Source organism: Streptomyces sp. NPDC089915, from assembly GCF_040684675.1.
GTDB lineage: Bacteria > Actinomycetota > Actinomycetes > Streptomycetales > Streptomycetaceae > Streptomyces.
Genome location: NZ_JBFBGN010000094.1, coordinates 18,785 through 27,844 on the forward strand (window position 1 = coordinate 18,785; position 9,060 = coordinate 27,844).

Consider the following 9,060-nt stretch of genomic DNA (forward strand, 5'->3'; position numbering starts at 1 on the left):
CCTCGCGCTGATGTGCCTCAGCGTTCCCATGCCACCTCGACGGTGACGCGGGTTCCTTCTCCGGGGCGGCTGACCACGCTCACCGCTCCGTTGACCTGTTCGGCGCGGGAGCGCATCCCGCGCAGGCCGAAGCCCTGTACCTGCTCGGCGTCGAAGCCCCTGCCGTCGTCGGTGATCTCCAGCAGGGCCGTCTGGGGATGGTAGCTCAGCTGGACGCGCACCCTGCGGGCCCGGGCGTGCTTGCGGACGTTGGCGAGGGCCTCCTGCGCGCAGCGCAGCAGGACGACCTGGAGGGTGGCGTCCAGGGGCAGGGGGCGTCCGGTGATGTGGGCCTCGGCGCTGATGCCGAGTTCGTCGCCGAGGCGGGCGGTGAGGTTCTCGATGGCGGTGTCGAGGGGGGCGCTGCGCAGGTGCAGGGGGCCGGTGGCGGTGACGACGGCGCGGGCTTCGGCGAGGTTCTCGCTGACGGTCTTCTCGGCGAGGGCGAGTCGTTCGCGGACCCGGTCGGGGTCGTGGTGGGCGGCCGCGTCGGCGGCCCTGATGAGCATGAGGGTGCTGGTGAGGCCCTGGCCGATGGTGTCGTGGATCTCCTGGGCGAGGCGGTGGCGTTCGGCGGTGACGCCGGCTTCGTGATAGGCGGAGTGGAGCAGCGCGCGGCTCTCCTCCAGCTGGCGGATGAGTTCGCCGCGGCGGCGGTTCTCGTCGAGGAGCTGGGTGACGAAGTAGCCGACCAGGAGGGCGAACAGCCAGGTGGTGGCGTTCTGCAGGGCGGTCTCGCCGATGGCCCGCGCGCTGAACCCGTGGTGGTCCAGGTACAGCGCGTCGGTCACCAGGGTCACCGCGGCGCAGGCGCCCACGGCCAGGCCGATCGGGGCGAGCAGGGCGAAGGTGATGGGCAGGAGCAGGTAGAGGGCGACGGGGGTGCGGTCGTCGACGGCGGTGAGCAGGATCGTTCCCGCGTAGGCGCAGGCGAGGAACAGGTGGCCGGCGCGGGGCGGTTTGGCGCCGGCCAGGGCGGGGCCGCCGAGGGTGACGTAGGCGGCGGCGAGGCCGTAGAGGACCAGGTGGGCGTACCAGGGGGCGGCGGCGGCCCACAGGAGCACCTCCAGGACCACGCCCATCATGGTGAAGGAGGCGTGCCAGCCGAGGAGGATGCGAAGCAGCCAGCCCTGGCCCTTGTCCTCGTTCTCGTCCTCGGGGGTGGTGGCGGGGGCGGGGGCGTTCAGCCGTCGTTGCGGGTTTTCCAGCGGAAGGTCTTCAGACATACGATCAATCCCACTACAGCGAAGGCGCCGAGCGCCAATGCGGTCTGTCCGTGGCCCCAGGTGTGGCCCGGCTCGTACGGCTGGAACGTGTCGGGCAGGAACACCGACCGCATTCCCTGGCAGATCCACTTCATCGGGAAGAACGAGGAGATCGTCCGCAGCGGGCCGGGCAGGTCGTTGAAGGGGACGAACACGCCGGAGATGAACTGCAGCACGATCACGGGCAGGAAGACCATGGCGCCGGCGCTCTGCACGGACACGACGCTGCTGTAGGCGAGGCCCAGCAGGGTGCAGCTGACGATGCCCAGGAGGTACACCCAGGCGAAGGTGGCCCAGCGGGCCGGGTCGGTGGGCAGGTGCAGGCCGAAGAAGGCGGTGCCCAGGCCCAGGAGGACGGCGGCCTGGCCGAGGCTCGACACCAGCACCACGGCGATCTTGCCGGCGAAGTAGGCGCTCTTGGGGAGGGGGGTCAGGCGCAGCCGCTTGAGGGTGCCGTTGGAGCGTTCGCCGACGACCTGGAGGACCATGCTCTGGAAGCTGGTGGACATGACGCCGACGCCGAGCATGCCGGTGACGTAGATCTGCTGGGCGTCGACACCGCTGTCGCCGATGCGCTGTTTGAAGATCGAGGCGAGCAGCGTGAGCATCAGCAGGGGCATCGCGAAGGTGAAGATCACCTGCCCCTTCTCGCGGAAGAACTGCTTCGTCTCCAGGACGCCGCGGGCGGCCGAGACCTTCCACAGGGACGCGGCGGGCCGTGTGACGGGGGCGCTGACGGGGGCCGTGGGCGCGCTCACGCGTTTTCTCCGATCATGTGCAGGTAGATGTCTTCGAGGCTGGGCCGCACCACGGTGAGGCCGGGGACGGCGCCGCCGTGGCGGGCGGCGAGGTCGAGGACGGCGGCGGTGGGGTCGTCCGTCTCCAGGCGCCGGGGGCCCTCCTCGTCGGTCCAGCCGACCACGGCCTTGGCGAGGTGGCGTCCGCCGAGCCGGGCGGGGGTGTCGACGTCGACGATGCGGCCGCCGGCGAGGACCGCCACGCGGTCGGCGAGGTGTTCGGCCTCGTCGAGGTAGTGGGTGGTGAGGACGATGGTGGTGCCCTGGGCGCGCAGTTCCGCGATGAGCTCCCAGAACTGGCGGCGCACCTCGGGGTCGAAGCCGGTGGTGGGCTCGTCGAGGAACAGCAGATCGGGGCGGCCGACGAGGCCGAGCGCCACGTCCAGGCGGCGGCGCTGGCCGCCGGAGAGGTGGCGGGCCCGGCGGCCGCCGTGCTCGTGCAGGCCCACCGCGTGCAGGAGTTCGTCCACGTCGCGGGCGTCCGCGTAGAGGGAGGCGAAGTGCGTGAGGATCTCCCGGACCGTCAGCTGGGCGTAGTCCTGGGAGTCCTGGAGGACGACGCCGACGCCCCTGCGCCAGGCGGCGCCGGCGGTGGCGGGGTCCGCGCCGAGCACGGTGACCTCACCGCCGTCGCGGTCGCGCAGGCCCTCCAGGATCTCGGTGAACGTGGTCTTGCCGGCGCCGTTGGGGCCGAGCAGGGCGAAGATCTCGCCCTTGTACACGTTCAGTTCGGCCACGTCGAGGACGCGGCGCCCGCCATAGTTCTTGCGCACGTCTCGTGCGTGGATCACTCGTTCGGTCAACACGTCGTCCAACCTATTCAGGGGGTGTGTGCGGCACAGCGTGCTGTCGGAGGAGCACCGGCGTCGTCCGATCGATGGACGGCGGGCCGGCGGCCGGGGCCGGGCGCGTCTGCGAACCGGTTTGGACGCGGCTTCGAACGCGGCGCACGAGGATGCGGCTCGGCGCATGCCCGCGCGGCGGCGCCCTTCGCCACACTAAGGAGCGCTTCGATGGAGATCATCGGCCGGGGTTTCGTCGCCCAGAACTTTCGCGCCATCGCGCACCGGCACCCGGACGCGGTGGTGTACGCCACCGGCGTCGCGTCCACCACCGCGACCTCGTCGGCCGACTTCGACCGGGACGCGGCCCAGCTGTACGAGACCATCCGCGCGTGCCGCGCCGACGGCCGGCGGCTGGTGTTCCTGTCGACGGCCTCGGCCGCCATGTACGGCTCCTGCGAGGGCGCCGCCATGGAGGAGGACGGCCCGGTGTACCCCTCGCTGCCGTACGGCCGGCACAAGCTGGCGATGGAGGTGGCGGTGGCCCGCTCCGGCGTCGACTACCTGATCTGCCGGATGACGAACCTGGTGGGACGCGCGCAGCGCCCGCACCAGCTGCTGCCGTCCCTGGTCTCCCAGGTCCGCGCGGGCCGGGTGCGGGTGCACGGCGGGGCGCACCGCGACCTCCTCGACGTCGCGCACGCCGGTGCGGCGGTGGACGCCCTGCTCCGGGCCGGCGTCGGCGACGAGGTCGTCAACCTCGCGTCGGGCTGCTCGGTGCCCGTCGAGCAGGTCGTGGCCTGCATCGAGGAGCGGCTGGGGGTGCGGGCGGAGCGTGAGGTGGTGGCACCGGCGGGCCGGGGTTCGGCCGCGCCGGTGTCGATCGCGAAGCTCAAGCGCCTGGTGCCCGGCGTCGAGGAGCGGTTCGGTCTGGGCCCGCGGTACTTCGAGAGCGTCATCGACCGCTACCTCGCGCTGCCCGCCGCCGCCTGAGCCCGCCGGGCCGCCCGCCCGCCGCCGCGCCGCCTCACCAGTGCGGCGCGCGCGGCATCCAGCGGGGGATGCCGCCCTCGGCGTTGACGCCCTTCTCCAGGAACGCGATGTTGTGGTAGACGTGCATGCCCGTCAGGAAGGCCTCGGTCTGGGTGGGCGAGGTGCCCTCGGCGCGGTCGCGCTCCTCGTGGTGCAGGTCGTCGATGAGGGACTTGAGCAGGCCGATCATCGTGTGGGGGGCGTTCAGGTCCCGGTCGTCCCCGCCGTATCCGGGCAGGTACGAGGTCCACAGGTCCTCGATGACGTAGAAGCCGCCGGGCCGCAGGTGCGGGAAGAGCGCCGTGAACGAGGTGCGCACGTGCTCGTTCACGTGGCTGCCGTCGTCGATGATGATGTCGAACGGGCCGTGCTCGCGGGCGAGCGCGTCCAGCTGTGCGGGGTCGTTCTGGTCGCCCCGGAGGATCTGCAGGCGCGGGCCGTCGAGGGCGGACTTGTCGAACCAGTCGAGGCCGAAGACGGTGCCCCGGTGGAAGTAGCGGCGCCACATCTTCAGCGAGCCGCCGCCGGAGTCGGTGTCCGCGTAGCCGCCGACGCCGATCTCCAGGATGCGGACCGGGGCGTTGCGCAGCGGGGCGAAGTGCCGCTCGTAGTGCGGGGTGAACCAGTGCGTCTGGCCCCACTTGTCGGAGCCGTGGCGCAGGGCGAGGGCCCCGAGGTCGGGGCTGCGCGGGTCCAGGGCGTCGATCAGGGTGGAGGTGGCCGCGGCGATCGAGGGCTGGAGCTCGCGGGAGGGGAACTCGGTGTCGTGGGCGGTGGCCAGCTCGATGCGCCGGGTGCCGGCCGTGCGGCCGAGGTCGGGGCCCCACAGCTCGCGTACCAGGTCCTTGAGCCGGTAGACGACGCGTACCTGGCACTCGGGGTGCAGCCCCTCGGCGAACTCGGCCGGCAGGCCGGCGGTGAGGGTCAGGGTGCTGTCGGTGGCGGTGTCGTAGCCGTCGTGCTCGATGCGCAGGCCGACGCGGATCGGGTGCGGGTTGGCCGGGACGGCGATGCGCGTCCGGATCTCGGCGAGGGCCAGTTCGGCGGCGCGGGCGGGGCCCACGGTGTCGACGGCCTGGCGCAGGGCGCGGGGGGTGTCCCCGGCGGCGGCGATGAGCTGCTGGATCTCGGCGGTGGGCGATGGGGTCACCGCTCCTCCTTCGGGTCGGTGTGGGTGTGGGTGTTGGCGTGGGTGGCCGTGTCGGTGGCCGTGTCGGACGGGCTCGTGGGGTGCGCCTCCAGCTCCTCGCAGATCCGCCGGATCCCGGCGGGCAGGCGCGCTGCCAGCTCGGCGGCGTGCGCGGGGGTGAGGGCGTCGGTGCGGTAGCGGAGGACCCCGTCGCCGTCGGCCGGGGGCAGCCACAGCTCCACGGTCAGCTCCGGGAGCGCGCGCTCCTGCGGCACGTGCAGGCGTGCGGCGTACTCGTCGCCCAGGGCCAGACGGGGCGGGGGCAGTTCGACCTGGAGCAGGTGGGCCTGGAGCAGGGGGTGGCGCCGGCAGCCCTCGGGCAGCTCCGGCATGATCGCCTCCATCGGGACCAGCGGCGGGCGCATGGCCCGGCGCAGCGACCGTGCCGCGTTCTCGACGAGTTCGGGACCGGTGCGCGCGGCGGCGGGGGTGCGCAGCGGCAGCATGCTGGCGAAGCTGCCGACGACGGAGGCGGTCTCCTCGGTGAAGCGGCCGGTCGAGGGCACGGCCACGACCGGTTCGGCGGCGCCGGTGGTCTCGCGCAGCAGCCGGACGAAGGCGGCGTGGAAGACGGCCAGGCCGGTGGCTCCGGCCGCGGCCGCGGTCCGTTCGGCCCGGCCGCGCAGCTCCTCGCCGATCTCCAGGGGGAGTTCCGCCGCCGGTCCGCTCCACGGCCTGGGGGCGTCGAGCGGGAAGCGCAGCTCCCGCGCGCCGTCGGCGTGTTCCCGCCAGGACCACACGGCCTGCGCGTAGTCGGCGCGGTGGCGGTCCCACTGGTCGGCGGCGGCCCGGTAGTAGGACGGCGCGGTGTCGGTGAAGGCGGGGCGCCCGGCGGCGAGCGCGGTGTGTGCCCGTTCCAGGTCGCGCAGGAACAGGGTGCAGGACCATCCGTCGAAGGCGATGTGGTGGACGGCGACCGCCAGGAGCAGCCGGCCGCCCGTGACCGGGAACAGGGCGGCCCTCAGGGGTGCCTGCGCGGTGAGGTCGAAGGGCTTCGGCAGCCAGGCGAGGGCGGCTTCGCGGGCCTGCCGCTCCGAGGGGGCGGCGGCGTGCGTGGTGAGCGCCTGGCCGGTCTCGGAGGCGGGCACGACGCGGACGCCGGGCAGCCGGGGTCCGTCGCTGAAGCGGGCGCGCAGCACGTCGTGGCGGGCGATCACCGCGTCGAGGGCGGCGCTGAGCACGGCCGTGTCCACCCCGTCCGGCAGCCGGTAGAGCATGGGGACGACGTCCTCGTCCAGGTGCCCGGCGTCGCGGGAGGCGGCCCAGAACCCGGCCTGGACCAGGGGGGCGCGCAGGGGTGCGTCGGTGGGCGCGGTGGGTGCGGTGGGCGCGGTGGGCGCTTCGGCGGGCGGGGCGGCGTCGGCCAGGGCGGCGATGGCGCGGGGGGTGCGGGCCGTGAGGACGTCGGAGGCCTCGATGCGCCGGGCCATGCGGGCTCCTAGCCGGGTGGCCAGGCGGATGGCGGTGAGGGAGGTCGCGCCGTGGCAGAAGACGTCCTCGTCCGGGGCGACGGGGCGGCCGAGCAGGTCGGCGACGGTGTCGAGGACGAGGCGCGGCGTGCCGCCGGGGGCGGGCGCGGGCGGCTCGGCGGGGCCTTGGGCGGCCGGGGCGGTGAGGGCGGCCGGGGCGGTCTCGGCAGCCGGTGTGGTGAGGGTGGCACGGGCCGTGAGGGCGGGCGGGGTGGTGGTGAGGGTGGCCAGGGTGCGTTCGTCCACCTTGCCGTTGGTGGTGAGGGGTAGTTCGGCCAGGGGGATGATCAGGTCGGGTACGAAGCCGGGGGGCAGGGTGTCGGCGAGGGCGCGGCGCACGGCGGCGGCGGGCACGGCACCGTCCGTGGTGGTGTAGAAGGCGGCGAGCTGGGTCTTGGCGGGCGCGTCCAGGGGCAGGGCGAGCGCGCAGGCGCGTCCGACGCCGGGGACGGCCTCGGTCAGCCGCTCTATCTCCTCGGCCTCGACGCGCAGGCCGCGCACCTTGACCTGGCGGTCGCGGCGGCCGAGGAAGAACAGCCGCCCTTGCTCGTCCATGCGGGCCAGGTCGCCGGTGAGGTAGACGCGCCGCGTGCCGTCCGGCAGGGCGAGGACGGGGAAGCGCTCGCGGGTGCGGGGCTCGTCGCCGAGGTAGCCGAGGCTCAGCCCGTCGCCGGCGACGGCGAGCTGGCCGCGTTCTCCGCGCGGGAGCACGCGGTGCTCCTCGTCGAGGACGTACACGCTGCTGTTGGCCACGGGCGTGCCGATGGGGACGTCGTCGCGGGCCGTGCCGTCGGCGGTCCAGGCGGCGCTGCTGATGGTGTTCTCCACCGGCCCGTAGTCGTTGACCACGCGCAGCCGGGGGTGGGCGGCGCGGCAGCGGGCGAGGTGGCGGGCGGAGGCCCGGGCCCCGCCGGTCAGGAGCAGGCCGAGGCCGTCGAAGGCGTCGGGGTCGTCCTCGACGAGGGCGTTAAACAGGGTCGCGGGCAGCGCGAGGGTGTTGACGCCGTCGCGTACGTGGGCGCGCAGCAGACCGCCGGTCAGGTGGGCGCCGTCGTGGACGACGCAGGTGCCGCCGCGCAGCAGCGGCACCCACAGTTCAAGGGCGAAGACGTCCCAGGCCGGTGAGGCGATCTGGAGCGAGACCATGGGCCCGGGGAGGACGTGGGCCGGGTCGAGCGCGGTGCGCAGGACGCCCCGGTGCGGGGCGAGTACGGCCTTGGGCTCGCCGGTGGTGCCGGACGTGAAGAAGACGCAGCACGCGTCGGAGCCGGCCGGGGGCCGGCCGGCCGCCGGGGCGGGGGCGCCGGGGCGCAGCAGGTCCGGGAGGTGCACGGCGGGCACGTCGCCGGAGGTGTCGTCGGGGTCGTCGTGCACCCGGAGCACCGCGCCGGTGGTGCGGAGCACGGCCTGGTGGCGGCGCTCCGGCCAGTCGGCGGGGACGCAGGCGTAGGCGGCGCCGGCCATCAGCACGCCGAGCAGGACGACGACGGTGCGCGGGCCGCGGGCGGCACGCACGGCCACCACGTCGCCGGGGCGGACGCCGAGGGCGGCCAGCCGGGCGGCGGCCGTACGGGCGCCCGCGACGAGTTCGGCGTAGCTGAGCTCGGTGCCGTTCATGCGCAGGGCCACCGCGTCGGGACGTTCGGCGGCCCGGCGCTCGATGACCTGCTCGACCCGGACGCCGTCGGGGTATCCCGTGCGGGGGCCGTGGGCGGCCGAAAGGGGTCGGTTGCCGGTGAGCATCTGGCTCCTTCCAGTGGGGGCGCGCCCTCGGACGGGGTCCGGTGGTCGTCGCCTCGGCCTGGCCGGGCTGCGCCTAGGCGATGGTGGGGCGCCCGCTTAAAGATCCGATCGAAGTGCCGTCTCGGAGGCCGGGCGGCGAATGGTGCGCGCCGGTCGGGGGACGGGGGGTCGTCCGGTCGATGGACACCGGGATTCGATCTTTGGAACCTCGTGGGGGTGGGGGGCCCGCGGACAGACTCGTCTCCCGTAAGCACCCCTTCGGCAGGACGAGGAGTCCCCCACATGAAGTACCCGCACAAGGCCCGCACGGCAGGAAAGGGCCTCGCGCTCGCCGGTGTCGGGCTCGCCGCGACCCTGGCGCTGAGCACGTCCGCCTTCGCCGCGCCCTCCCTGTCCCTGGGCGCGGGGGCGGTGCCGGCCGACGGCGGCAAGGTCACGGTCACCGGCGCCGGCTACACGCCCGGATCGACGATCGTGCTGCTGGAGTGCGACGCGGACAAGCCGCAGGGCACGGCCTGCGACAAGCAGGGCCTGGTGGCCACGACCGCCGACGCCCGGGGTGACATCAAGGTCACCTTCACCGTGCGCGAGCGGTTCAGGGCCAGCGACCTGACCGGCGGCGCCGGCACGGCCGACGTCGACTGCTCGGCGGGCCACTGCGCCATCGGCGCCACCGACGCCTCCCGGCCCGGTACCCAGGGCGCCGGCGTGGCCCTCACCTTCGGCTGACCCTCTCCCCCCTCT

7 protein-coding genes are annotated in these 9,060 nt (G+C 74.3%); 2 read left to right on the plus strand and 5 right to left on the minus strand.

Features of this window, described 5'->3' with window-relative positions:
- Positions 1 to 17: 17 nt before the first annotated feature.
- The 3 genes from AB0O29_RS24660 to AB0O29_RS24670 are packed head-to-tail and all read right to left on the minus strand — an operon-like array spanning position 18 to position 2,874.
- Entirely contained in the window at positions 18 to 1,265 is a 1,248-nt protein-coding gene (locus AB0O29_RS24660; RefSeq protein ID WP_365154876.1) for a sensor histidine kinase, read from the minus strand.
- Entirely contained in the window at positions 1,223 to 2,062 is an 840-nt protein-coding gene (locus AB0O29_RS24665) for an ABC transporter permease (RefSeq protein WP_365154879.1), read from the minus strand. Before AB0O29_RS24665 ends, AB0O29_RS24660 begins: the two co-directional genes overlap by 43 nt.
- The gene (locus AB0O29_RS24670) at positions 2,059 to 2,874 is read right to left on the minus strand and encodes an ABC transporter ATP-binding protein (RefSeq protein WP_365154882.1); all 816 of its coding nucleotides are present in this window, start codon (positions 2,872 to 2,874) and stop codon (positions 2,059 to 2,061) included. Before AB0O29_RS24670 ends, AB0O29_RS24665 begins: the two co-directional genes overlap by 4 nt.
- A gap of 240 nt (positions 2,875 to 3,114) precedes the next feature.
- Here AB0O29_RS24670 and AB0O29_RS24675 point away from each other — a divergent pair, with 240 nt between their 5' ends.
- Positions 3,115 to 3,876: an NAD(P)-dependent oxidoreductase gene (locus tag AB0O29_RS24675; RefSeq protein WP_365154884.1), complete on the plus strand. Its 762-nt coding sequence runs from the start codon at positions 3,115 to 3,117 to the stop codon at positions 3,874 to 3,876.
- A 34-nt stretch (positions 3,877 to 3,910) separates the two neighbouring features.
- On the opposite strand, the gene AB0O29_RS24680 is transcribed toward AB0O29_RS24675, so the two are convergent.
- The gene (locus AB0O29_RS24680) at positions 3,911 to 5,065 is read right to left on the minus strand and encodes a class I SAM-dependent methyltransferase (RefSeq protein ID WP_365154887.1); all 1,155 of its coding nucleotides are present in this window, start codon (positions 5,063 to 5,065) and stop codon (positions 3,911 to 3,913) included.
- On the minus strand, positions 5,062 to 8,316 hold the full coding sequence (locus AB0O29_RS24685; RefSeq protein WP_365154890.1) for an AMP-binding protein: 3,255 nt from the start codon (positions 8,314 to 8,316) through the stop codon (positions 5,062 to 5,064). The genes AB0O29_RS24680 and AB0O29_RS24685 overlap by 4 nt, the downstream gene beginning before the upstream one ends.
- A 282-nt stretch (positions 8,317 to 8,598) precedes the next feature.
- Here AB0O29_RS24685 and AB0O29_RS24690 point away from each other — a divergent pair, with 282 nt between their 5' ends.
- Positions 8,599 to 9,045 carry an enediyne antibiotic chromoprotein gene (locus tag AB0O29_RS24690; protein WP_365154893.1) on the plus strand — a complete coding sequence of 149 codons (447 nt, stop codon included), beginning with the start codon at positions 8,599 to 8,601 and terminating at the stop codon, positions 9,043 to 9,045.
- Positions 9,046 to 9,060: the final 15 nt, after the last annotated feature.